At 36.3% G+C, this 22,582-nt stretch carries 22 protein-coding genes, 1 other RNA gene and 1 pseudogene; 12 read left to right on the forward strand and 12 right to left on the reverse strand.

The window, feature by feature from the left end; all coding sequences use genetic code 11:
- Positions 1-284: 284 nt before the first annotated feature.
- A complete protein-coding gene (locus CCAL9328_RS09430) occupies positions 285-929 on the reverse strand; it encodes a ferritin family protein (RefSeq protein ID WP_170000511.1) in 645 nt (214 codons plus the stop codon).
- A gap of 438 nt (positions 930-1,367) precedes the next feature.
- Between CCAL9328_RS09430 and ung the strand changes: the two genes are divergently transcribed.
- The 8 genes from ung (at position 1,368) to CCAL9328_RS09470 (ending at position 7,952) form a co-directional block, all read left to right on the forward strand.
- Positions 1,368-2,057: a uracil-DNA glycosylase gene (gene ung, locus CCAL9328_RS09435; RefSeq protein WP_169938102.1), complete on the forward strand. Its 690-nt coding sequence runs from the start codon at positions 1,368-1,370 to the stop codon at positions 2,055-2,057.
- Between the two features lie 8 nt (positions 2,058-2,065).
- Complete coding sequence (locus tag CCAL9328_RS09440; RefSeq protein WP_169972342.1) at positions 2,066-2,398, forward strand: YnfA family protein; 333 nt, start codon at positions 2,066-2,068, stop codon at positions 2,396-2,398.
- Positions 2,399-2,405: 7 nt separating this feature from the next.
- Positions 2,406-2,915 (forward strand): pyridoxamine 5'-phosphate oxidase family protein, encoded by a 510-nt coding sequence (locus tag CCAL9328_RS09445; protein ID WP_170000512.1) that lies wholly within the window; start codon positions 2,406-2,408, stop codon positions 2,913-2,915.
- 2 nt (positions 2,916-2,917) lie between these two features.
- Positions 2,918-3,391: a GNAT family N-acetyltransferase gene (locus CCAL9328_RS09450; protein ID WP_170000513.1), complete on the forward strand. Its 474-nt coding sequence runs from the start codon at positions 2,918-2,920 to the stop codon at positions 3,389-3,391.
- Positions 3,392-3,713: 322 nt separating this feature from the next.
- Complete coding sequence (locus CCAL9328_RS09455) at positions 3,714-5,810, forward strand: ribonucleoside triphosphate reductase (protein ID WP_169938110.1); 2,097 nt, start codon at positions 3,714-3,716, stop codon at positions 5,808-5,810.
- Between the two features lie 10 nt (positions 5,811-5,820).
- Positions 5,821-5,988: an anaerobic ribonucleoside-triphosphate reductase gene (gene nrdD, locus CCAL9328_RS11210; protein ID WP_169938112.1), complete on the forward strand. Its 168-nt coding sequence runs from the start codon at positions 5,821-5,823 to the stop codon at positions 5,986-5,988.
- 5 nt (positions 5,989-5,993) lie between these two features.
- Positions 5,994-6,683 (forward strand): anaerobic ribonucleoside-triphosphate reductase activating protein, encoded by a 690-nt coding sequence (locus tag CCAL9328_RS09465; RefSeq protein ID WP_169938114.1) that lies wholly within the window; start codon positions 5,994-5,996, stop codon positions 6,681-6,683.
- Positions 6,684-6,806: 123 nt separating this feature from the next.
- Complete coding sequence (locus tag CCAL9328_RS09470) at positions 6,807-7,952, forward strand: iron-containing alcohol dehydrogenase (RefSeq protein ID WP_169938116.1); 1,146 nt, start codon at positions 6,807-6,809, stop codon at positions 7,950-7,952.
- Positions 7,953-7,993: 41 nt separating this feature from the next.
- On the opposite strand, the gene CCAL9328_RS09475 is transcribed toward CCAL9328_RS09470, so the two are convergent.
- Positions 7,994-9,508, reverse strand: coding sequence for a SulP family inorganic anion transporter (locus CCAL9328_RS09475; protein ID WP_169972339.1), 1,515 nt, complete (start codon positions 9,506-9,508; stop codon positions 7,994-7,996).
- Positions 9,509-9,697: 189 nt separating this feature from the next.
- On the opposite strand from CCAL9328_RS09475, the gene ffs reads away from it, so the two are divergent.
- Positions 9,698-9,795: signal recognition particle sRNA small type (gene ffs, locus CCAL9328_RS09480), an RNA gene on the forward strand.
- 3 nt (positions 9,796-9,798) lie between these two features.
- On the opposite strand, the pseudogene CCAL9328_RS09485 reads toward ffs, so the two are convergent.
- The 5 genes and pseudogenes from CCAL9328_RS09485 to dnaA form a co-directional block, all read right to left on the reverse strand.
- A pseudogene (locus CCAL9328_RS09485) lies at positions 9,799-11,016 on the reverse strand (HD domain-containing protein); the annotation flags it as partial.
- Positions 11,017-11,676, reverse strand: coding sequence for a preQ(1) synthase (queF, locus tag CCAL9328_RS09490; protein ID WP_228026632.1), 660 nt, complete (start codon positions 11,674-11,676; stop codon positions 11,017-11,019).
- A gap of 107 nt (positions 11,677-11,783) precedes the next feature.
- The gene (gene gyrB, locus CCAL9328_RS09495) at positions 11,784-14,096 is read right to left on the reverse strand and encodes a DNA topoisomerase (ATP-hydrolyzing) subunit B (RefSeq protein ID WP_170000514.1); all 2,313 of its coding nucleotides are present in this window, start codon (positions 14,094-14,096) and stop codon (positions 11,784-11,786) included.
- A 13-nt stretch (positions 14,097-14,109) separates the two neighbouring features.
- A complete protein-coding gene (gene dnaN, locus CCAL9328_RS09500) occupies positions 14,110-15,177 on the reverse strand; it encodes a DNA polymerase III subunit beta (RefSeq protein WP_170000515.1) in 1,068 nt (355 codons plus the stop codon).
- A gap of 153 nt (positions 15,178-15,330) precedes the next feature.
- Complete coding sequence (dnaA, locus tag CCAL9328_RS09505; protein ID WP_170000516.1) at positions 15,331-16,644, reverse strand: chromosomal replication initiator protein DnaA; 1,314 nt, start codon at positions 16,642-16,644, stop codon at positions 15,331-15,333.
- Positions 16,645-16,768: 124 nt separating this feature from the next.
- Here dnaA and ruvC point away from each other — a divergent pair, with 124 nt between their 5' ends.
- Both ruvC and CCAL9328_RS09515 read left to right on the forward strand, forming a co-directional pair.
- On the forward strand, positions 16,769-17,239 hold the full coding sequence (ruvC, locus tag CCAL9328_RS09510; protein WP_169972337.1) for a crossover junction endodeoxyribonuclease RuvC: 471 nt from the start codon (positions 16,769-16,771) through the stop codon (positions 17,237-17,239).
- Positions 17,240-17,284: 45 nt separating this feature from the next.
- The gene (locus CCAL9328_RS09515) at positions 17,285-17,971 is read left to right on the forward strand and encodes an MOSC domain-containing protein (RefSeq protein WP_170000517.1); all 687 of its coding nucleotides are present in this window, start codon (positions 17,285-17,287) and stop codon (positions 17,969-17,971) included.
- A gap of 18 nt (positions 17,972-17,989) precedes the next feature.
- Here the strand turns inward: CCAL9328_RS09515 and CCAL9328_RS09520 are convergent, their stop codons facing one another.
- From CCAL9328_RS09520 to CCAL9328_RS09540, 5 genes are all read right to left on the reverse strand, one after another.
- Entirely contained in the window at positions 17,990-18,838 is an 849-nt protein-coding gene (locus CCAL9328_RS09520; protein WP_170000518.1) for an alpha/beta fold hydrolase, read from the reverse strand.
- On the reverse strand, positions 18,835-19,182 hold the full coding sequence (locus CCAL9328_RS09525) for a putative quinol monooxygenase (RefSeq protein WP_170000519.1): 348 nt from the start codon (positions 19,180-19,182) through the stop codon (positions 18,835-18,837). The genes CCAL9328_RS09520 and CCAL9328_RS09525 overlap by 4 nt, the downstream gene beginning before the upstream one ends.
- A 16-nt stretch (positions 19,183-19,198) precedes the next feature.
- Positions 19,199-20,032: a radical SAM protein gene (locus CCAL9328_RS09530; RefSeq protein ID WP_170000531.1), complete on the reverse strand. Its 834-nt coding sequence runs from the start codon at positions 20,030-20,032 to the stop codon at positions 19,199-19,201.
- A gap of 127 nt (positions 20,033-20,159) precedes the next feature.
- Positions 20,160-20,483, reverse strand: coding sequence for an ArsR/SmtB family transcription factor (locus tag CCAL9328_RS09535; protein ID WP_169938133.1), 324 nt, complete (start codon positions 20,481-20,483; stop codon positions 20,160-20,162).
- A gap of 27 nt (positions 20,484-20,510) precedes the next feature.
- Positions 20,511-21,539: an NADH-dependent flavin oxidoreductase gene (locus tag CCAL9328_RS09540; protein WP_170000520.1), complete on the reverse strand. Its 1,029-nt coding sequence runs from the start codon at positions 21,537-21,539 to the stop codon at positions 20,511-20,513.
- A gap of 122 nt (positions 21,540-21,661) precedes the next feature.
- Between CCAL9328_RS09540 and CCAL9328_RS09545 the strand changes: the two genes are divergently transcribed.
- The gene (locus tag CCAL9328_RS09545) at positions 21,662-22,531 is read left to right on the forward strand and encodes an NAD(P)-dependent oxidoreductase (protein ID WP_169972332.1); all 870 of its coding nucleotides are present in this window, start codon (positions 21,662-21,664) and stop codon (positions 22,529-22,531) included.
- The last annotated feature ends 51 nt before the right edge of the window (positions 22,532-22,582 follow it).

Here is a 22,582-nt window from a genome sequence, read left to right on the forward strand (position 1 = left end):
ATCTATCAAAATTTATCCTTTTATTACGCGTTATTCACCTAAATTTCATATAAAAGATAAGTGCCATATAATATAAATTACTTAATAAAATCTATGGGTATTGTAGCTGAAATTTAATGCCGACCGTTAGAATGATCCTCCAAATTCTTTGCCTAATCCTACAAAACAATTAAATACAGTTTGATATCACTAAAAATTTATACGGCTTGTGGCAAAGTTTGGGTCGAAATTTATGTAGTTATGCTTAAGAAGAGTTTGGCTCAAAACGAGCCAAACTCTAGCTTTTAGCCTAGGAATTCGCGTTTAAAATACTCTTTTGAAGCTTTGCATAAAGGACAGGCTCCAGGGGCTTTTTTGCCGCGGTGAACGTGTCCGCACACTTCGCAAACCCAGATATCCTCATCCTCGCTCTCGAAAAAGCCCTCTTTTTCAAGCATATCTTTAAGAGCCAAATACTCTCTTTCATGCTCTACTTCAACCTTGCCGATAGCTCTAAAAAGTCTTGCGATATCGTTAAATTTCTCCTCTTTAGCAATACTTTCAAAGCCAGGATACATGGTTGTGTGTTCGTAGTTTTCGCCTGCTGCAGCATCTAGTAGGTTTTTATCCATCTTATCGATCGGATCGTTCATAAGCTCGTGATATGCTTTAAATTCTGCTCTTGCATGCCACTTTTCATTCTCGGCTGCCTCGTAAAAATGTCTTGCGATAGCGTGATAACCGGCTTCACGAGCAAGATCGCCGTAAAGTTCGTATTTGTTTCTTGCTTGTGATTCGCCTGCAAAGGCTTTCATTAAATTTATCGCGGTTAAATTTTCGGTTATACACTTCATTTCTTCGCCACAACAGCTTAGTTTTCCACCACCGACTTGTTGAACCTCAACTTCGTTACCACATTTTTCACATTTATATGTTTCGTATTGTCTCATCTTATCTCCTTAAAAAATATTTTTAATTGTATCTAAATAATTAAATTAAGTAAATAATAAAATTTATTGATAATGTTTATTGTTATTTTATTTTAATAATCAAAAATAGCCCAAATTTGATAAAACACCGACTATTTTTATCATAAATTTCAAAAATAATAAACTATATCAGCGATAAATTTTACTAAAACGACATTCGAAATTTTAAAAACTTAGTATCTTATCGCACTCCATAACCAATTCGAAAGTATGTCCATACTGCCCTTTACATCGGCGCCGTTATAAGACTGAATGTTTAGTATAAAAAGATACTTCATTTTAGCTATTTTGGTTTAAATTTTATAAATTCTGCCACTGTTAAATAAATGGATTTATTTTTAAAAATGGGTAATTTTAGACGATTTTGGGTATGATTGAGAGGTAAATTTTGGAGGAAATATGCAAATTGATATAAATAAAGTACAGATCGAGCAAAGCTGGAAAGAGGCTTTAAAGGATGAGTTTTTGGCACCTTATTTTGGTGAGATAAAGGCAAATTTACTAAAAGCAAAAGCTAGTTTTACTGTTTATCCACCTTCAAATTTGATATTTAACGCATTTAATCTAACGCCGTTTAATGATGTCAAAGTCGTGATATTAGGACAAGACCCTTATCATGGAGCAGGGCAGGCAATGGGCTTAAGTTTTAGCGTGCCAGATGGCATCCGCGTGCCTCCTAGTCTTGCTAACATTTATAAAGAAATTTATGATGACCTTGGTATCCGACAGCCAAATTCAGGCGACTTAACTTACTGGGCAAAACAGGGTGTTTTACTGCTAAACACTAGCCTAAGTGTCAATGCAGGACAGGCAAATTCCCACTCAAATTTTGGCTGGCAGATATTTACAGACGCAGTTATAAAAACACTCAGTAAAGAGAGAGAAAATATAGTCTTTCTACTCTGGGGTAATCCCGCAAAAGCTAAAATTCCACTCATTAATACTAACAAACACTTAGTACTAACAGCAGCTCATCCAAGCCCGTTAGCGCGTGGAGCGTTTTTTGGATGCAAACACTTTTCTCAAACTAACAAATACCTGTTAGCTAACTCGTTAGCTCCAATAGACTGGGATTTAAATAACGGATAAGGCATATGATGGCTATTTTAACGGAAATTCTCATATACATCATAGCGGCATTTTTTGAAATTTTAGGCTGCTTTGCGTTTTGGCAGTTTTTTAAAAATTCTAAAAATTTCATTTGGCTTGGAGTGGGAGTTGTAGCACTCATTATCTTTGCATATACACTAACAAAAGTTCAAAGCGAATTTGCAGGACGCGCTTATGCAGCTTACGGCGGTATCTATATCATCTGCTCACTTTTATGGTTAAATTTTATAGAAAAACAAAATTTCAATAAATTCGACCTCATAGGTGCACTAATAGCACTGATCGGGGCTTGCGTTATAATCTACCCAAATTTAAGATAGGATAAAAATGAGAAGAAAAGATAGAGAGCTAAGCCAAAACGAGGCTTACGATATAATTGATAATTGTCAGTATGGTGTCATCTCGTATATAAATGATGATGAAATTTTTTCCGTGCCCATATCTATCGTAAGAAAAGAGGATAAAATTTACATTCACGGGGCAAAAGGCGGAAACAAAGCTAAACTATTTAAAGACGGCAAGGATGTAGAGTTAGTTTGTGTAATTGATGTAAAAGTGCCGGAATTTAGCAATGAGTGCGTGAAACAAATGATACAAGATAATAAGGCTGCAAATGTATTTACAACACAATACAAAAGCGCTATCGCAAAAACTAAAGCCTATCTTATAAATGATGATGAAACAAAGATAAAAGCATTAAGACTACTTAGTGAAAAATACACTCCAAAATACATGGACGCATTTGACGTAGCTATAACACAATCTCTAAAAATAACTAACGTATATGAGTTAAAGATTATTAGCGTTAGCGCAAAAGCTAAAATTTTAAAAGGATAAAAATGATCGTAAGAAAAGCTAAAAAAGAAGATGTAAACGCGATAATATCGCTTATAAATGAGCTTGCCAAGTATGAAAATATGTCAGATCAAGTAGACATAGACGAGGCTGTTTTTACTTCACATTTGTTTGAAAAACAGTTAGCTAACGCGTTAGTAACAGTTAGTGACGACGATAAAATAGTAGGCTACGCGATATACTTTTACTCATTTTCCACATTTTTAGGACGAGCCGGGATATATTTGGAAGATTTATATATAAAACCTGAATTTAGAGGCAAAAAAGTAGGGCTAGCGATGATAAAAGAGCTTGCAGAAATTTGCGAACAAGAGGGTTACGGGCGTCTTGAGTGGGAGTGCTTGGATTGGAATGAACCAAGCATTAAATTTTATGAAAATTTAGGTGCTAAAAAGCAAAGCGGCTGGATAAAATTTAGAATAACAAAAGAAGATATGATAAAATTAACTGTTAAATAACTCTAAAGGCTATATCTATGATATTTATAAAGCTTAGAAATTGAGAGCAGAGGATTTTGCTTAAATTTTTGTAATTAATATAACAAATATTAAGGTTATAACTTTAAGAAATAATATTAAATTTATAGCTTAAAATATAAACTTATATTTGTTATTAAAAGTGTGATTTTAACGATAATATATAAATTTATAAACTTATATTTAAAATGAAATTTTTTTGTCTTTTATGATAAAAAATATCAAATAAGAGCAATTATCTCAATTTGATTTTAAGCTATCTTCGCCTATACTTCGAGTATCAAATTCCCCATTCAGGTCAGCTATGAAAGAAATTTTAAAACGAGACGGAACTAGACAAGAGTTTGTTGCATATAAGATTGTCGATGCGATAAAAAAGGCTTTTAAGAGCGAAAACAGAGAGTATGACGAAAAAATTTTTACAAGCGTAGTTCAAGATATCTTTCAAAAATCAGAAGTGATAACAGTTGAAGATGTCCAAGATGCGATAGAAAAAGAGCTTTTTGAAGCCGGATACTTTGATGTGCTTAAAAGCTTTATGCTCTATCGTCACACACATAAACTCCAACGCGAACAAATCTTAGGACTAAATGAAGATACAACATACATAAACTCTACCCAGACCATAAATGAGTATATAAACGGTACCGACTGGAGAATTTCTGCAAATTCAAACACTAGTTACTCTAACGCAGGTCTTATCAATAACACCGCCGGTAAAGTCATCGCAAACTACTGGCTTGATGCTGTTTATAGCAAAGAAGAGGGCATAGCCCATAGAAACGGTGACTATCATATCCACGATCTTGATTGTCTTACCGGATATTGCGCCGGTTGGTCGCTTAGAGCCTTGTTAAACGAAGGCTTTAATGGAGTTAGAGGACGCGTAGAAAGTAGAGCGCCAAAACACTTCCGCGAAGCTCTAAGTCAAATGGCTAATTTTCTAGGCATACTTCAAAGCGAATGGGCAGGAGCGCAGGCATTTTCTAGCTTTGACACCTACCTTGCTCCTTATGTATTTAAAGATAACTTAAGTGACACAGAGATAAAAAAAGCAATTACCAGCTTTATATTTAACCTAAACGTTCCGGCACGCTGGGGTCAAAGTCCATTTACAAACGTTACCATAGATATCACATGTCCTGAGGATCTAAGAGCACAAATTCCTACCGCAAACGATGAGCATTTGTTTAAAAATTTCAATGACGAAGATGCGTTAAGACGTGCAAAAGAACGTGGTAGAAACACACTTGTAGATATGACATACGGCGACTTTATGCCTGAAATGGCACGTATAGATAAGGCATTTTATGAAGTCTTAACCGAGGGTGATAAAAACTCACAACCATTCACATTTCCGATACCTACCGTAAACATAACAGAAGAATTTGACTGGGATAGCGAAGTAGCACAAATACTTTTTGAAAATACTGCCAAAATGGGATCAAGCTACTTTCAAAATTTTGTCGGCTCTCAATACACTACCGATGAAAACGGCAACCGCGTGCCAAACGACGCCGCTTACAAACCGGGACACGTTCGCTCAATGTGCTGTCGTCTACAACTTGACCTACGCGAACTCTTAAAACGTGGCGGAGGATTGTTTGGAAGTGCCGAGATGACTGGAAGTATCGGCGTAGTTACGATAAACTTAGCACGCTTAGGATATAACAATAAAGGTAATAAAGAAGCTTTATATAAAAGACTTGAATATCTTTTAAACCTTGCTAAATCAACACTAGAGAAAAAGCGTAAATTTATCCAAGAGATGTATGATCGCGGGCTTTATCCATATACAGCTCGTTATCTAAGCCATTTTAACAACCACTTTAGCACCATAGGTATAAACGGTATGAACGAACTACTAAGAAATTTCACAAACGATAGCGAAAATATAGCCACCTCATACGGTCGTGAGTTTTCACTTGAGATGATAAATTATCTAAGAGACAAAATTCGCTCATTCCAAGAGGAAACAGGCAACCTTTACAATCTCGAAGCCACACCTGCAGAGGGAACGACTTATAGATTTGCAAAAGAGGATAAAAAGCGCTATCCTGATATAATCCAAGCCGGAATGGACGAAAATATCTACTATACAAACTCGACTCAACTTCCTGCAAATTTTACCGATGATGCATTTGAAGCGCTTGACCTACAAGACGAGTTACAAAGTGCATATACCGGCGGAACAGTCTTTCACTTATATATGAAAGAGCGCATTAGCTCGGCTACAGCTTGTAAAAATTTAGTAAAAAATATCGTGACAAACTACAAACTTCCTTATATCACTATAACGCCTGTATTTAGCGTGTGTGATAAACACGGATATATAGCCGGCGAACATGAGTTCTGCCCGATATGCGACGCAGAGATAATTAAAAAAGAAAAATCAAAATAAAGGATATAAAATGAATAACGCTGAAATTTTAGCCAAAAACGAAGATAAAAGAACAAGATGTGTGGTATATACGCGAGTAATGGGCTATCATCGCCCTGTAGAAAGCTTTAACCTTGGTAAAAAGGGTGAGCATAAAGAGAGAGTTAAATTTCTTGAAAGACTAAGTCGCTGCAAATAAATTTAATGATATCATCGTCTAACCCGGCACTCTTTGGCATCACACCGTTTACAACACTTGACTACCCCGACAAAATCGCTGCTATCGCGTGGTTTGCCGGGTGTAACCTACGTTGCGCTTACTGCTACAACGCACCCATTGTATTAGACAAAGGCAAGATAGATGAAGAAGAATTTTGCGCTTTTTTAGATAAACGCATCAATAAACTTGACGGCATAGTCTTTAGTGGTGGAGAGTGCACTATAAGTCGTTCGTTTTTAAATTTAGCACGCGAAGTTAAAAAACGCGGCTTTAGTCTAAAGGTAGATACAAACGGCACGAATTTAGGAATTTTAAATACTGCTATAGATGAAAATTTAATCGACTACATCGCACTTGATTTTAAAGCTCACGCACAAAAATATCGTAAAGTTACAGGTTCAAATTTATATTTTGAGTTTACTAGAACGCTTGAATACCTAATTAGTATAAATTTTAATTTTGAAGTTAGAACAACGGTTCATTCTGATTTGTTAAACGAAGATGATATCTCAAACATGGCTGAAATTTTATATGAAAAAGGCTATAGAGGGGATTATTTCTTGCAAAATTTTTTAAATACCGGTGATAATTTAGGAAATTTAAAAGAGCCAAAAAATAACTTTGATATCTCAAAAGTAACTTCTAAACTTAACATAAAACTACGAAATTTTTAAAAATTTATATAAATCCTTTTACCTTGTAAATTTTGGAGAATTAGGCAAGGAATTTGGAGGATCATGCTAACACTTATTTTTACTAAAACGCTATAATGACTTAAAATTATTAAAGGAGAAAATATGCAAAATTTTAGTTTCCACAACCCAGTCAGAATAGAATTCGGTAAAGATAAAGAGCAAAATATCGGCGAATACATGGCTGACTTCGGTGCTAAAAAGGCACTTATATTATACGGTTCAGAGCGTGTTAAAAACAACGGTCTTTATGATGTAGTTATAAAAAGTTTAGGCCAAAAAGGTATTAAATTTACGGCTGTAGGCGGTATTAAGTCAAATCCTGTTTTAAGTAAAGTAAACGAAGCTATCAAAGTGGCAAAAGAATTTGGCGCAGACAGTGTGCTAGCAGTCGGCGGCGGCTCTGTGTTAGATAGTGCTAAAGCAGTTGCTGCAGGTGCCTGTTATGACGGCGATGTTTGGGATTTTTTCACTGGTAAACAACCCACAAAAGCACTTAAAATCTTTGATATCATAACACTCGCCGCAACTGGCAGTGAGATGAACAAAGGCGGTGTCGTAACAAACGAAAACACTAAACAAAAATACGCGATAGATGCGCCTTGTCTATATCCTAAGGTATCTATCATCAACCCTAAGCTTCAAGCTACTGTTACACCAGAATACCTAGTTTATAGCGCTTCAGATGTTATAGCACACTCTATTGAAGCTTATTTTACCGCAACTTCTCATTGTGATCTTGTTAAAATGCAAGTTGAGGCAAATATCAAATCAATCATAAAAACGACTGAAATTTTACTTGCTAATCCAAATGATTATGATGCGCGTGCGGAGTTTGCCTGGGCTGCTACAATGGCACTAAATGGACTAACACACGTTGGAGTAGGTGGTTTTAATTTTCCAAATCACATGATAGAACACGCAATGAGTGCTGTTGTAGACTGTGCTCACGGTGCCGGACTTAGTGTTTTAATGCCTGCATGGATGAAGTGGTATAAGAATAGAAATTTAGAGCAATTTGAGCGCTTTGCACGTGAAATTTTCGGTCTAAAAACAGCTGATGAAGGCATAGAAGCACTTAAGGCTTGGTTTGAAAAGATAAATACTCCTACAAATTTAAAGCAAGTTAATATAGAAGGTGAAGTTTTAGAAGAGACTATTAAAGTTGCAGTTCAAAATGCTAAAGATTGGGGCATGAGCGAACTTTATACAAAAGAAGCTATCACAGAAATATTTAATCTAGCAAAATAATCAAAAAATGTGTTTGTCGTAAAGGCAAACACATTTAAATTTTACTCATCGTCGTTTTCGGCAAAAGTTGGATCGATGTTATCTCTTAATATATATTTTAATTCATTTAGTGATCTACCTGAAAATGACCTCTCATCGATAATAATACTTACCTTTGTGGCATTTTCATCAACGCTATCTATAAAATCCTCAAGTGCATAAACTGAGGAAATATCCATAAAAGTAACTTTCCTACAGTCGATCTTAATGTGTTTTGTATTTAAATTTCTATTTAAATTTCTCATTATTTTAGAGCTTGTACCAAAATACATCGGACCTGTTATCTTAACGCTTTTAAATTCCTCTTCTTCGCAAACTGTGATATTAAATTTTTTATTGCGTTTAGGGATGTTTGTAGAGTAAAACAACCAGGCTAAAACTACGCCGATAGCAACCGCAAATATCAAATCCACAAAAACAGTGAGTAAAAATACGATAGCCATAGTAGTAGCGTCTTTACGCGGTATAAATGCTATACGTTTTAACAAACGATAATCAAGTATATCAATACCTACTTTTATCAAAATTCCCGCTAAAACACAAAGCGGAACATAAGCTACAACAGGAGCAAAAACCAAAGCTACAAATAGTAAAAACAGAGCATGAACAACGCCTGAAATTCTACCCTCGCCACCGGCTTTTATATTTGCAACCGTTCTCATCGTAGCTCCGGCACCCGGAATTCCTCCTACAAATCCTACAAAAGCATTGCCTATACCTTGACCGATAAGCTCTTTATTTGGACTATGCTTGCTCTTTGTTATAGAGTCTGCTACAAGAGATGTTAAAAGCGAATCAATAGATCCAAGAACAGCAAGCATAAGGGCATAAAGTAAGATAGAGCTCATAAGAGCCATATCTGCGTTAGGAACGATAAATTTAGGCAGTCCTAGCGGTATCTCGCCGATAGTTGCTACATCGGCTTTAAGTATCATACAAAGCGGTGTAAGTACGATGATAGCTAAAAGCGGAGTAGGGAGTATACGCGAAATTTTCTTAGGTGTCAGATATAGTATCAAAAGTGTAGCTACGGCGAAATAAAATGCTGTAAAATTTATATCCGCGATCGCTTGCGGAATAGACTCTATCGCACTTAGTGTATTACCGACACTACTTGAACCTAACATCGGATTTATCTGAAGTAAAATGATGATAAAACCAACACCACTCATAAATCCCGAAATAACAGAATACGGTATATATTTAACAAATTTACCAAGCTTTAAAACACCAAAAATTATCTGAAAAATACCCGTTAAAACAAAGACAGCCATGACAGAACCCATGTCGCCTTTAAAGTTAAAAACTATCGCAGCTGCGACAACAGACATAGGACCTGTAGGACCTGAAATTTGCATCTTTGTTCCACCAAAAATAGCCGCGAAAAATCCAAGTACCAATGCACCCCAAAGACCTGCACTAGCCCCAAGACCGCTTGCTATACCAAAAGCAAGAGCCAGAGGGAGCGCAATAATGCCAGCAGTCAAACCACCGGTTACGTCACCTTTTATATTCAAAATTTACCTCCGGAAAATAAAGCGTATATTATACATCTTATTCAAATTAAAGTCGTTAAAATTTACTAAATGGACTATAAAACAAATTTTACTAAAACTAAGAGTAACAAATTTAAGCTTATTGGAAGTATTTAATAAAATTTATTTTACTAGAATTTAAGTATTTTTTAGTATAATGTGAGCCGCTCCTTCTTAGACCTGTGCAATGCTATTTTCAAGCACCGCTTCAGGGTGGGAACACAGCAGAGCACTTGGCTTTAGTGTGTGCCGCAGTTATCTGAGAGGGGGTTTAGATCAAAATATCCGTTAAAATCCACACAAATTTTTAGAAAATCAACTCCGTCTATCCTAGGTCTTTCACTAAAATTATTATACATTTTTCTAAAACCATCTATTAGTTCTTTTGATTTTACTCCATAACTTATAGACATACCAGCTTCTATATAAGCTGCTAATTTATCGCAGTATTTTAAAGCTTTACCATCTATGGCATTAAATTTATCTTCATTTACATTTTCCATAGTGCCTTCATGCGGTATGATCTTGTTCTCAAATGTGCGATTTTCAAACTCATCTTTAATAAATTTACCATTTTCTTCACGTATGCCAAGTATATAACTAAATTCGTCTTTAAAATTATCCGGTATAAAAGGTAAAATTTGTTCATCTATAAGTCTTATTTCGTATTCGCTAATTATCTCATTTAAGCCTTTTACGCCGTATTTTACGGGACTTATTATATCTCTAGTAAGACTTTCTGGTAGATCGTGAAAAAGTGCACAAAAGAAGTTATTTTCAATTCTTTTTTTACAAGCTCCGACTTTTAACGAGTAAAAATAACTCAAAATCGCAACTACAAGCATATGCCCTAAAACCGCGGTTTCTGGTATGCGAGGAGTTTGTGCCCAGCGCTTTTGAAAACGAAGTCTACCACTAAGATCTACTATACGCGCTAGTTTTTGGTTCATTGCGATCTTACGAACTCCTATAAGCTCGTAATAATCCTCCATCTCCTCTTCAACCTTGCGTTTTAACTCATCTATATCACTTAAAAACTGACTTGTCTGATAAACGATACTAAATTCCCATCTTGTAGCGAGATAACTGGCTGCTTTTAGGATAAGTCGCTCTTTTTCATGCCCCTTATCTTCGCCATTTAGAAAATTTCTAAGCCTTGTTAGAAATTCTCCACCTTCGATATCATTTACTAATTTTTCAAGATTACTCAAAACCCAAGCGTTTACCTGCTCTTTTTTAGTTCGTTGTATGTGATGAAACACATCCGGACGGATATCCGTCACTACAACACGAGATAAAAATTCAAATATCCCGGCTTCGATTAGGTAGTTCATATCTACATCTTTTTCAAGTTTCGCGATGAAATAAGCGATGATAAATTTATGTGCTTGTTTATCAAGCTCAACTAAATTCGTCATCTTCGGATAGTCATTCCACCGGGATATTGAGGCTGACTTAAAGATATGTTCTATGAGTTTTGAACTTATCACTTACTTGTCCTTTTTAACAATCCTAGGCTTTTTATCACCCTCAAAGCTTATCTTTCTAAAGCCGTCTTTTGGAGCACGTTTTGGTTTATCGTCACTTTTAAAACCTCTTGATGGTCTATCAGAAGAAAAGCTTCTTGAATTACCCCTTTTATCATCTCTTGATCTATCTCTTTCGCGCTCGCTTATACGTCTAGCACCGGCTCTTTTGTTATCACCTCTATCTTTAAATTCATAAGCTTGCTCCTCTTTACGAGGTTTTTCGACTGACTTTAAAAAGCTTTGTGAACTTACTTCGATAACAGTATGAACATTACCGCGAGGGTTAAAGTCCCCTGTTATTTTCATGTATTTTGGTTCTAATTTCTTCTCTAAAACAGTATAAATTTCGTTTATACTATCTTCATGGCTGATATTTCTATTCATAAAGCTATTTATGTATAATTTTATAGCTTTTAGCTCGACGACTAATTTATTTGGTATGTATTCTAAATAAATCGTCGCAAAATCAGGATATCCAGAACGTGGACAAAGACAGCAAAACTCCGGTAATATTATCTTTATCATATATTCTCGTTCTTGTTTATTTTCCCATACTTCAAGATCGCGCTCTACATCAAATTCCTTTAAAATTTGCTCGCCGTATCTCATCTCTTCACTCATTTTTTCCCTTTTTAGAAAATTTTATATCTTTAAAATCTCAAGCTTAAAATCGGTAAAATTTATTAAATTCTACCGACTACCTTAATACACTCAAGAAAAACTAAATTTTAAATATCAAGATGTTTTACGTCTTTAGCGTGATCTTGTATATAGTTTCTTCTAGGCTCAACCTCATCGCCCATAAATAAGTTAAACGTATCGCTTGCACTTTGTGCATCATTTATATTTATCTGTAATAAACGGCGATTTTCAGGGTTCATTGTTGTTTCCCAAAGTTGTTCAGGATTCATCTCACCAAGACCTTTATAACGCTGGATATACGCGCCTTTTTTGGCATTTTTTTCTATCTCATCAAGAATTTCAAGAACATCTTTACCAAAATTCATCTCGCGTTCTTGAATTTTTTTATTGATATGAAGAGCCTCTTCAAATAGTGGATTTGCAAATAAATTATCATTTATATGCAGCTCTTCAAGACCGCTCTCGGTTTGAACATAAATTCTAATTTCCTCATCATTTACATAAGAGTTTAGTATGTTATATCCCTGTTTTACTAGATAATCTCTTAAAATTTCAAACATTTGTTGATAATTTTTGCCGATGATATCAGGATTTTCTATCGTGTATCTTATAGCAGAAAGTAAACTAAAGCGCTTCTCTAGTTCTTTTAAAACACTTCTATAAGCTGCTACGATTTTTAGAAAATCAATCAAATCATTACTTCCTATACCTTCAAAATCAACACCTTCAATACCTGTTTGTATCAAAAAGTCATTTAAAGCTTTGTCATCTTTTAGATAAATTTCTTTTTTACCTTTTTTGTAGCGATAAAGAGGTGGCTGAGCTAAATAAATGCAGCCTTTTTCTACTACTTGATTTAAAAATCTAAAGAAAAATGTAAGAAGAAGTGTTTGGATATGGCTACCGTCAACGTCGGCATCGGTCATTATTATGATCTTATGATATCTTAGTTTTTCTGCGTCAAATTCCTCGCCGATACCACATCCAAGCGCAGTTATCATGTTTTTTATCTCGTCTGACTTTAAAATTTTATCAAGACGTGACTTTTCAACGTTTAGAATTTTACCTCTTAACGGCAAAATAGCTTGAAATACTCTATCGCGTCCTTGTTTTGCAGAGCCGCCGGCACTATCGCCCTCCACCAGATAAAGCTCACTTATAGTAGCGTCTTTAGTTTGACAATCAGCTAATTTTCCAGGCAAAGTTCCTACACTTAAGCCCTCTTTTTTACGAGTTAGATCGCGTGCTTTTTTAGCAGCTTCGCGTCCGCGCGCCGCCATTAAAGCCTTATTCATTATAGCGCGTGCCTCGATAGGATTTTCTTCAAAATACTTTGAAAGAACTTCAAAAACCATTTTCTGAACGATAGGTTTTACATAACTTGAACCTAGCTTGCCCTTTGTTTGTCCTTCAAATTGCGGTTCTGGCACTTTAACACTAACAACGGCGATAAGACCTTCTCTAATATCATCACCTGTTATTTTAGTGTCCTTTTCGCGAGCTGCGGCATTTGCTGAGATATAGTTTGTAATAACTCTTGTTAAACCGGCACGAAAACCTGCTTCATGTGTTCCGCCATCCGGAGTTTTTATGTTATTAACAAAGCTTAGTAAATTTTCAGAGTAAGTTTCATTATACATTAGAGCAAAATCAACTACAACATCTTCATCCGCACCGCTAAAACTAACGGATTTACTTACAGGATTTGACTTATTCATATCAGTTACGAAACTTTCAAGTCCACCCTCAAAATGATAACTTTCACTAAATCCATCTCTTTGATCTTTAAAATTTATAGTGATTTTTGGATTTAGATAGGCTAGCTCTTTAAAACGTTTTGCTAAAATTCCTCTATCAAATTCAGTAACTTCAAATATCTCATCATCTACCCAAAATTCTACCGAAGTTCCTGTGCGATTTGTAGTTTTTACTATACCTAGATCAGTTGTAGGAACTCCTCTACTAAACTCTTGTCTATGGACATTTCCATCTCTTTTTATGGTAACTACTAATTTTTTTGAAAGTGCATTTACGACAGAAACACCAACGCCGTGAAGACCACCTGAAACTTTATATGTATCTTTATCAAATTTACCACCAGCGTGTAAAACCGTAAGGACAACCGTTGCTGCTGGTAAATTCTCGGTAGGGTGCATATCAACAGGGATACCTCGACCGTTATCTGAAACTATACAGCTTCCTTCGCGTGTAAGTTCTATATCGATAGTATCACAGTAACCCGCCATCGCTTCGTCTATAGAGTTATCAACTACTTCATATATCATATGATGAAGACCGCCGATATTTGTATCTCCTATATACATTCCCGGGCGTTTTCTAACAGCTTCAAGCCCTTTTAAAACTTTAATATTACCGGCGTCGTATTGTTTATCTGGCATAAAAATTCCTTAATTATAAATTTATCGGCATTATAACCGTTTTTAGTTCGTTTGAACTTACTACGAAAGCTAGGTTGCTATCGTTAAATCCAAGTTCAAATTCATCATCTTCTATATTTGTTAAAAAATCTATGAAAAATCTATTTCTTATACCGATAGAGAAATTTTCATCAAGTCCGGTTTGATACTCTACCGTTGTTTTTGCCTCAGAGTTGTCCTCGATGATGCTTTCAAATGTGATGTTATCACTTGAAAAAGTCATTTTCATCTGATCGCTTAGCATAGAGATGGTTTTTATACCGTCTATCATCTTATCTCTGTTTAGTTTAAGGCGTTTTTTTATCTCTTTTGGTATTACTCTTTCATAGTCTGGGTATTTTCCGTTTATGAGCTTTGTAAAAAATTCGAAATTTGCACTTTGAGCTATTAAGATATTTTCATCATAGTAAATTTCAATCTTGTCAAAAAATAGTTTTTGTATCTCATTTATAGCTTTTTTTGGAATGATTATAGAAAATTCATTTTCTGTCGGGGTTTCAAATTTAAATACACTTAAGCGTTTTGTATCGGTTCCTACTATGTTTATGTAGTTTTGTTTAATATCTAAAAGTGCTCCGTTTAGCTCAAATTTTGGGTTATTATTATCTATACTAGGAAGTATCTTTTTAAGGCTTCGTCCAAGCATTACAGCATCTATATTAAATTTAGACTTACCTTCTATACTTGGAAATTCTGGAAAATCCTCAAATTTATACATAGGAAGTTTGTATTTTGAATTTTTTTGTTTGATGTAAAGATAGTTATTAACAGTTTCTAACGTAACTTCATCATCTCTTAGACTTTTAATTATATCAAGTAGTTTTTTACCGTTTGCGGTTGCAAATCCCTCGTCTGTTATCTTTACGTTTGATAGTTTATATGCAAGTCCTATTTCATGGTCTGTTGCACGGATGTTTAATACTCCGTTTTTTGCTGATATATAGATATGTGATGTTATAGCGCTTAAGTCGCGTTTTTCTAAATACGGACTTGTGTTTGTTACGATTGATTCAAGAACGTTTTTGTTTATGAGGACTTTCATATGAGACTTCCTTTTATTTTTAAATTTATTTTAGTAGCATTAGTAGGTAACGTTAAAAGGTGAAAACCTTTCAAGGTTACCTTTATTTGGTATTTTAATGTGTGAAAATTTATAAAAAGTTTTTCACAGTTTTTCACAAATTTCACTTTGTTTTTATCCTTTTGTTAGAATTTTATTTTTAAGTTCGATCACTCGAAGATTAAAAATTTCGTTATTTTCTATTAGCTCGTTTATCTTTTTGATGTTATGGCTTACTGCACTATGATCTTTCATACCAAAGTAGCTTGCGATCTGTGGCATAGAATTTGGTGTTAAATTTTTTACTAGATAAATTGCGATCCTTCTTGCTTCTACGATATTTGCCGATCTTGATTTACTTTTTATATCGCTTGGTTTTATATTTAGCTCTTTACTAACGATCTCTATGATGTTTTCTAGGCTTATATTTTCGCGTTTTTCTTTTATCTGATCTCGCATTACATTTTTAGCAAATTCAAGTGTTATTTCTTGTCTCATAAGAGTTGCATAGGCGTTTAAATTTATAATCGCACTTTCGATTTCTCGGATATTATCACCCATGTTTGTAGCGATATAGTTTATGACATCTTTATTTAGATAAATTTTATCAAATTCACATTTTTTCTGGATGATAGCGACTTTTGTATCAAGTTCAGGTGGTGTTATATCGGCTATTAGCCCCCATTCAAAGCGTGATTTAAGTCTCTCTTCAAAGCCTTTTAGCATTTTTGGAGGTTTATCTGAAGTCATAACTATCTGACCGTTTTTACTGTGGAGTTCGTTAAAAGTGTGAAAAAATTCCTCTTGAATTTTATCCGTTTTTCCAAGAAATTGAACATCGTCGATGAGTAAAACATCGCATTTTCTATACTTCTCGCGAAATCTCTCCATTGAATGGTTATTAATATGATAAGTAAAATCCGTAATAAACTGCTCACTTGTTACACAGATGACGACCTTACCGTTGTTTATGCAAAAATTTCCTACAGACTGGAGTAGGTGAGTTTTGCCAAGTCCTGTTGGGCCGTAGATAAAAAGTGGGTTATATACCGAGCCTAAGCGTTCTGAAACCGCTTTACAACTTAGATATGCAAACTGGTTTGAGTCGCCCACAACGAAATTTTCAAATTTATATGAAGGATTTAGTAGTGTGCTTTGTGTTTTTATCTGTTTAACATCAACTTGTTGATTTTGCTTTGTTGATTTTGCTTTGTTTTGCAGTGTTATGTTTATTTTTGGTTTTATGCCGGTTTTTACTTCAAAAATATGAGCTATCTTATCAGAATACCTTGTTGAAATAAATCTAGCGATGAGTTCATTTGGTGCGTTAAATACGATATTTTCGCTGTTTGAGGCTTTTTCGTTAAATTTTAGTTGCTTTATATAGCACTCGTATTCATTGGGAGATATTTCTGTGCTAAGTAGCTTTAAAACTTCATCTGCAAGCAAATTTTTCCTTTTATCCGTAATCCAAATATTTTATCTTAAAATTAATAAATTGTTTGTTAAACTATTAAGAAATGAAGTTATTCACACCGTGAATAAGTAGTGAAAAAATATTGAAAAGGCAGTGATGAAAATTTTAGGTATAGACCCGGGAAGCCGAAATTGTGGTTATGCCATAATAGAAAAAACAGTGAAAAAAACATCTTTAATAGAAGCGGGACTAATCAAAATAAAACCAAGTACTCTTCAATATCAAATCACCGAACTTTGCGAAGGACTTGATGTTATATTTAAAAATCACAGCTTTGATGCTGTGGCGATAGAGGATATATTTTTCGCTTATAATCCAAAAACTGTTTTAAAATTAGCACAGTTTCGCGGTGCTCTAAGTCTTAAGATACTTCAAATTCATGGAGAATTTGCCGAATACACACCACTTCAAGTAAAAAAAGCCGTAACCGGTAAGGCAAAAGCGCAAAAAGAGCAGGTGGCATTTATGGTAAAAAAGATACTTGGTATAACTAAAGAGATAAAGCCGCTTGACATAACTGACGCTATAGCGGTTGCATTAACTCACGCAAATAACCTACGTATCTAAATTTAATATCTCGTTTTGGTTTTAAAATTTATTTAAAGGGTAAAAATGGCGATTTTAAAGGCATTGTTGATAGGTGGTGTAAAAGACTACGGCTTTGAGCTTGCAAAAGATACTTTAAATAAACCTTGGAAAACAGCGATGTTTAAGGTCGCACAAGCGGGAGAGGTAGAGGCTAGCGAGCTTGGCTTCGTGGGTGACAGCGTAGCTGACAGAAAGCATCATGGTGGGGTGAAAAAGGCGATATTTGCCAACTCTTATGAAAACTACGCAGAGTGGGAGAAATTTTTAGAGTTTAAAAATTTACCATTTGGCGCCATGGGAGAGAATCTAACCATAAGCGGACTTGATGAGAACAGTGTATGTGTTGGTGATATACACCAGATAGGCACACTGGTTTTAAGGGTAACTCAGCCACGAAAGCCATGCTTCAAGCTCTCAAAACGCTGGCTAAATGAAGACATGGCAAGCGAAATTTTTAAAACTGGTCGCACTGGCTGGTACTATGAGGTCTTAAAGGCTGGTAGTTGCAAGGCTGGAGATGAGATAAGGGTAGTAAAAGCCCAAAATTCTCTTTCTATCATGCAAATAAATCGGCTATTTTACGCGCCAAATGAAAATTTAGAACTGATGGAGCGGTTTTTAGCGCTTGAGGTCTTGCCAAGCACATGGCATGACGATATCAAAAGACGCATGGACGGCGTCTATGATACATCTTATATGAGAAATTTATAGGGGACTAGCCCTATAAATTTACTTTGCCAAAAATGGCTTTACCACCGCCCAAGCAGCGTCAAAATTTTCTAAAAAGCAAGGGTGTGATGTGTCAGGGATGATAGCTAGGCTAGCGTTTGGCAAGCTCTGATAGGAATTTACCGCCGTTTGCAAGTGTGAGTTCATATCGTTTTGTCCGTTTATGACAAGCACGTGAGCTGAAATTTTGCTAAAAATTTCTTTACTAACGACCGCACCGTTCCACATATCCTCATACATCTTTAAAAACTCGGCGTATCTTTTTGGCTCGCTCATCAAAGCTTCTTGCTGCGTTATAAATTTAGCATCATACACACGCCACTCATCTAGCTTAAACACAAAGCGTTTGTTTGTAGCTAAAACCTCTCCGGCACCGATGGTTACTAGCTTTTTAGCCATTTTTTGATATTTTGCCCCAAAGGCATACGCACTATATCCACCGTCGCTAAATCCTAGCAAATTTACGGCTTTTTCTACCTTTGCATGCTTTAAAACCGCCATGATATCATCAGCCCTTTGCTCCAAGCTAAACGGAGTTTGACCTATGTCAGACTTGCCGTGCGCGCGGGTAGAGATGGCGATGACTTGATAGTTTTGTTTTAACTCATCGATAAATCCGCCCATCTCATACATAGAGCCAAGCCCACCGCCGTGAAGCACGACTACGACCTCGCCCTTGCCGTAAATTTCGTAGTAAATTTTAGCGTCCCCGCTTTGAGCGTATTTACCGCCATTATCGCCGTAAGGCATGCTAAATTTTGACGAATTTTCGCTTTGCATAAAGTATCTAAGCTCCGCACTAAACGCAAACTGTGTTAAAAGTAATAAAACAGCTAAAATTTTTCTCATTTTATAAACCCACCTATCTTACTCATAAATATAGCACCTCTTGGCTCTAAAAGCTTTTTAACCTCATCGCCAACCTCACCGTAGATGTAAAATTTACTTGTTACGCCTAGTTTTGGTAGCTCATCCGCAAGACTAGCTAAATTTTTTATATGCGCTAAAACAGCCTCTTTATCCTTGTATCGCTCGATAACATGAAGCTCATCGCTGTTTATGCTCCACTCATACATCAGCGTCCCAGCCTCATTAAATGCAGAATTTACCGCCTTTTCTATCACCTCTTTTACGACTTTTATGTCGCTATTTACCGGTTTTGTGATGACTACTATAGAAATTTGCTCGTTCATTTTTGCTCCTTTAAATTTAAACTCTTGTCATTTTTGCACGTGATTTTGCTAGTTTTATCTCATCAAACTCAGTGAAATTTGCTATCACTTCATCTAAATAAGCTAAAACCGCATCCCTATCCTCAGGCATATTTGCCACTAAAGGCACCGCATTTGTCGAAGTAAGGGCGTAAATTTCAGTCTCTATCTTAGTTCCCGCTACAAATTCTCTCATCTCCTCTATGCGCTCAAGCTCGCCAGCCTCTTTAAATTTACCGCTTCGCACATCCTCATACATCTTAGTATCAGGCACCACGGCTACGGTTGTATAGTATATGCGTATCGGGCTTAGTTTGTTTATGGTTTTTAGGCTTGTTCGCACGCTTTGTAGGTTTTTGCCAGCTTCGCTTAGTCCGCTTAAATAGATTAGCCCGTATTCTACACCGGCAGCTTCTAGTTTAGTGCATTGCTCTAAGACATCAGCCGCCGTGTAGCCCTTATTTACCGCTTTTAACACCTCATCATCAGCACTCTCTACACCGATAACCAGCTCGACAAATCCAGCCTCTTTAAGCTGTTTTATCTCCTCTAAGCTCTTCTTTTTTATATCTTTTATATGCGCGTAGGTTGTGGTTGTAGCTTTTGGTAGATACTTTTTAAAAAGTTCGGCTATTTGGAGTAGTTTATTTGTATTTAGCGTGTATGGATTGCCTCCACTTGCCCAAATTATCTTAGCGTTCGGGCGGATTTTTGACGCCTCTTTTAGATCCTCTTCTATCTGACTTAGTGGTGCAGCGCGAAATGGATAGCCTTTGTAAAAGTTACAAAAGGTGCACTGATCGTGCGAACAACCACGGTTGTCTCTATAAATACACTATCAGCATGCGTTGGTGGTCTAACGATAGGTCCGTTATAATGCATATTTTTTCCTTTGATTTATTTTACTATATATCTATAAATACCGATATAACTAATCAAAATTTAGCTCCGTTTAGAAGCTAAATTTCAGTGATAGTGTAGGCGGCTAGCCTTTTTATCATCTCCTCGTTTCTACTATAATACGTCCATTTGCCATGCCTTTGTGCTTTTAAAAGTCCCGCCTTTAAAAGCATATCAAGGTATGATGAGATGGTGGATTGCGATAGCCCCGCCTTTTCTTGTATGCTTCCCACGCACACGCCACCTTTTAGATCCACTTCGCCTTCTAAATGGCATCCTTGCGGCGGGAAATTTTCGCTAGGGTTTTTAAGCCACGCTAGGATATTTAGTCTAGTTTTGTTTGAAAGGGCTTTAAAAATTTCGATTAGTTCGGTTTGCGTCATCATTACTCTTTGATCTTTGGTAGGAAGTCAAGCTTCTTTTTTATCTGCATCAAGCGTGGTTTCTATCTTATCAAATTCATCGTTTTTTAGTAGGGTCGCCATGTTTGGATTTATCATCACTGATTTGCCAAGTGCGATAAATTCAGTGCTTTTTAGGCTCACGGCTTTTTGTATGTCCTCACTGCTTAGTAAATTTCCAACGCCTATTAGCGGTAGTTTGCCACCTATGCGCTCGTGGATTTGCTCTATCCTTGTGCGGTTTGTATCCGCCCCGCGTCTAGCATGAACGAAAAAGTCATGAAGCGAGATGTGTAAATACTGAAGCTCTTTTTTGCAAAGCTCATCAACAAGGGCAAAGGTCTCACTCATCGTGATGCCGTTATCTCCCGGCTCTTCAGGCGAGAAGCGATATCCGATGATAAACTCAGGCTTGTTTAGACTCTTTTTAGCCTCGATAACCGCATCAGTCACAGCAAGTGGAAATTTCATACGCTTTTGTAAATTTCCACCCCACTTATCCTCTCTTAGGTTGCTTTGTGCTGAGTAAAACTGCTGGATAAGATATCCGTTAGCACCGTGTATCTCAACACCGTCAAAACCTGCTTTTATCGCTAGTTTTGTAGCATTACCAAAGGCAACCACAAGTGCCTCTACCTCATCAGCACTCATCTCTCTTGCGCTGTTTATAGCGCTTGGTGCTATCACATCAAGTCCGTTTGTTAGCTCAGGTATAGCCGTGTATCCTCCGTGGTGAAGTTGTAAGATAGCCTTCGCGCCTTGTGATTTTATAGTATTTGCTAGTTCGCTTAGGCTTTCTAAGTCGCCTTCATCTATGGCGTGGGGCTCACAATCAAAGCTCTTGCCACCGTGTGTTACAAGAGTAGCCGCTGATATAAACATACCAAAGTCCTCTGCTCTGCCTTTTATAAATTCATGCTCCTCGTGTGTGATATGTCCGTTCGCGTCCGAGCCCCAATGTGTCATGGGAGCTACCACTAGGCGGTTTTTGACCTCCACGCCGTTGTTTAGTATATATGCTTGAAATAAACTTTGCATTCTTATCCTTTTGTAATTTATTTTACGTATTATATATCGATAATTAGCGATTTGTCAATATATAAAGATAAAAAATTTAAAATTTATCGTTAAAATAATTCTTTTAAATAAAGGAGAAAATGATGAAAATAGGCTGGATAGGCTTAGGTGCGATGGGTAAGCCGATGGCTAGTAACCTTATAAACGCGGGCTTTGAACTTTGTGTGTATAACAGAACCGCCTCAAAAACACAGGAACTAGAAAATTTAGGTGCGAAAGCATATAAAAGTATAAAAGAGCTAACCCAAAACTCAAAATTTATATTTATCATGCTATCAGACGGTAATGCTATAAGAGAAATTTTAACCTCAAAAGATGGAGTGCTAGACGCTCTTAGTAGTGGGCAAATCATCGTAAATATGAGCACTATCTCACCGCTAGAAGCACAGGAATTTCACTCATTAGTAAAGCAAAAGGGGTGTGAGTATATAGACGCTCCCGTTTCAGGCTCGGTGGGTGCTGCCGTGTCTAAGACTCTACTTGTTTTGGTTAGTGGCGAAAGCAGGGCAAAAGAGCTTTGCGCGCCATATTTCAAGGCTTTATCAAAGGCTAGCATCGACTTTAGAGATAGTCCAAAAGCAGCGGTGGCAAAGTTATCTATAAATATGCTACTTGGAGTCTTTACGCAGGCGATGGCGGAGTCGATAACTTTTGCTGCAAAACTAGGGCTCGAAAAAGAAAAAGTGCTTGATATGATAGGGATGTCTGCTATGAATACCCCTCTTTTTGGCTTTAAAAGAGAGCTATTTGCGACAGAAAATTTTCCAAGTGCCTTTGCGCTAGAGCTTATGTCAAAAGACCTTGGACTACTAAAACAGATGATGGACGAACAAGGCTTAAATTTACCACTAAGTGAAATTTCAAACAAGGCGTATCTACAAGCTAAAAATGAGGGACTTGGTAAAGAGGATATGTCAGCGATACTAAAAACGGTAAAAGGGGATAATAGGTAAGCGGTCGGAGCGAAAAATAAAGTGCAAGAAAAGCTGCTAAGCTGATTTTAG

The organism is Campylobacter sp. RM9328, from assembly GCF_012978615.1.

What these genes read in the sequence shown, in the direction of transcription:
- CCAL9328_RS09430 (WP_170000511.1), bottom strand. Translation starts at nt 929, where the DNA reads ATGAGACAATACGAAACATATAAATGTGAAAAATGTGGTAACGAAGTT.
- ung (WP_169938102.1), top strand. Translation starts at nt 1,368, where the DNA reads ATGCAAATTGATATAAATAAAGTACAGATCGAGCAAAGCTGGAAAGAG.
- CCAL9328_RS09440 (WP_169972342.1), top strand. Translation starts at nt 2,066, where the DNA reads ATGGCTATTTTAACGGAAATTCTCATATACATCATAGCGGCATTTTTT.
- CCAL9328_RS09445 (WP_170000512.1), top strand. Translation starts at nt 2,406, where the DNA reads ATGAGAAGAAAAGATAGAGAGCTAAGCCAAAACGAGGCTTACGATATA.
- CCAL9328_RS09450 (WP_170000513.1), top strand. Translation starts at nt 2,918, where the DNA reads ATGATCGTAAGAAAAGCTAAAAAAGAAGATGTAAACGCGATAATATCG.
- CCAL9328_RS09455 (WP_169938110.1), top strand. Translation starts at nt 3,714, where the DNA reads ATGAAAGAAATTTTAAAACGAGACGGAACTAGACAAGAGTTTGTTGCA.
- nrdD (WP_169938112.1), top strand. Translation starts at nt 5,821, where the DNA reads ATGAATAACGCTGAAATTTTAGCCAAAAACGAAGATAAAAGAACAAGA.
- CCAL9328_RS09465 (WP_169938114.1), top strand. Translation starts at nt 5,994, where the DNA reads ATGATATCATCGTCTAACCCGGCACTCTTTGGCATCACACCGTTTACA.
- CCAL9328_RS09470 (WP_169938116.1), top strand. Translation starts at nt 6,807, where the DNA reads ATGCAAAATTTTAGTTTCCACAACCCAGTCAGAATAGAATTCGGTAAA.
- queF (WP_228026632.1), bottom strand. Translation starts at nt 11,676, where the DNA reads ATGAGTGAAGAGATGAGATACGGCGAGCAAATTTTAAAGGAATTTGAT.
- gyrB (WP_170000514.1), bottom strand. Translation starts at nt 14,096, where the DNA reads ATGCCAGATAAACAATACGACGCCGGTAATATTAAAGTTTTAAAAGGG.
- dnaN (WP_170000515.1), bottom strand. Translation starts at nt 15,177, where the DNA reads ATGAAAGTCCTCATAAACAAAAACGTTCTTGAATCAATCGTAACAAAC.
- ruvC (WP_169972337.1), top strand. Translation starts at nt 16,769, where the DNA reads ATGAAAATTTTAGGTATAGACCCGGGAAGCCGAAATTGTGGTTATGCC.
- CCAL9328_RS09515 (WP_170000517.1), top strand. Translation starts at nt 17,285, where the DNA reads ATGGCGATTTTAAAGGCATTGTTGATAGGTGGTGTAAAAGACTACGGC.
- CCAL9328_RS09520 (WP_170000518.1), bottom strand. Translation starts at nt 18,838, where the DNA reads ATGAGAAAAATTTTAGCTGTTTTATTACTTTTAACACAGTTTGCGTTT.
- CCAL9328_RS09525 (WP_170000519.1), bottom strand. Translation starts at nt 19,182, where the DNA reads ATGAACGAGCAAATTTCTATAGTAGTCATCACAAAACCGGTAAATAGC.
- CCAL9328_RS09535 (WP_169938133.1), bottom strand. Translation starts at nt 20,483, where the DNA reads ATGACGCAAACCGAACTAATCGAAATTTTTAAAGCCCTTTCAAACAAA.
- CCAL9328_RS09540 (WP_170000520.1), bottom strand. Translation starts at nt 21,539, where the DNA reads ATGCAAAGTTTATTTCAAGCATATATACTAAACAACGGCGTGGAGGTC.
- CCAL9328_RS09545 (WP_169972332.1), top strand. Translation starts at nt 21,662, where the DNA reads ATGAAAATAGGCTGGATAGGCTTAGGTGCGATGGGTAAGCCGATGGCT.